We start from the raw sequence: 245 nt of genomic DNA on the forward strand, positions 1-245 counted from the left end.
TCAGGAGGATATTTATCAATGAAAAAAATCGCTACAGCTACAATCGCAACTGCCGGAATCGCTACTTTCGCTTTTGCAAGTCACGATGCTCACGCAGCAGAACAAAATAATGGTGGTTACAACCCAAATGATCCATCTTCTTACAGCTATTCATACACAATCGATCAAGAAGGTAACTATCATTACACTTGGCAAGGTAACTGGAGCCCAGATCGTTTAGACAATAACTACAATAATTACAACTA

At 39.2% G+C, this 245-nt stretch carries 1 pseudogene; it reads left to right on the top strand.

Annotation, left to right across the window (positions count from 1 at the left end):
• Positions 1–18: 18 nt before the first annotated feature.
• A pseudogene (locus CD155_RS11840) lies at positions 19–245 on the top strand (CHAP domain-containing protein); the annotation flags it as partial.

Origin of the sequence: Staphylococcus caprae (assembly GCF_002902725.1) — a bacterium.
Taxonomy (GTDB): Bacteria; Bacillota; Bacilli; order Staphylococcales; family Staphylococcaceae; genus Staphylococcus; species Staphylococcus caprae.